Origin of the sequence: Pseudomonas sp. NY15364, from assembly GCF_048068235.1 — a bacterium.
Lineage (GTDB): Bacteria > Pseudomonadota > Gammaproteobacteria > Pseudomonadales > Pseudomonadaceae > Aquipseudomonas > Aquipseudomonas mendocina_D.
Genome location: NZ_JBLUPX010000099.1, coordinates 1 through 434, shown reverse-complemented (window position 1 = coordinate 434; position 434 = coordinate 1). Strand labels below are relative to the sequence as shown.

The following is a 434-nucleotide window of genomic DNA, read 5'->3' as shown; positions in this document are numbered from 1 at the left end:
TTCGGATAGCTGCGACAGGCGGAACGCGTACCGCTTCACTTCGGTGCTCATTTGCCATGCCTCTCTGTAAACCCTAGCTCTCTTTCAAGCCGGTATCTTGTTGAAACGGCGTCGAGCAAACAGCTTTCGTATAAGCTGATTCTCTTACCGTTATTCCCGATATGAACCTTCCAGCGGGATGAGCGCTCATGCCATGAAACGCCAGTGATCCCCTTTGATCCCTTGCGTTTCTTCTTGTTTTTCATGTTTTCTTCTCTTGAGCACTTCCTGAGATTGCTCCATGAATTGTTGAGCCTGTTTCCATCAAGGTGGTCAATTTCACCCACTGGCCACCGTCCTGTTTGCATGAAGAAAATAAGGCGGTGAGCAAGGTATCCGTGGTAGTTGACCTTGATCCGCAGATACCCTTCGACGTGAATTCCGCCAGCAGGAGA

1 protein-coding gene is annotated in these 434 nt (G+C 49.5%); it reads right to left on the bottom strand.

Going from position 1 to position 434, the window contains the following annotated elements; translation table 11 throughout:
• Nucleotides 1-47: 47 nt before the first annotated feature.
• A partial coding sequence (locus ACNFCJ_RS24145) for an HNH endonuclease signature motif containing protein (RefSeq protein ID WP_416773904.1) occupies nucleotides 48-434 on the bottom strand: 387 nt, incomplete at its 5' end.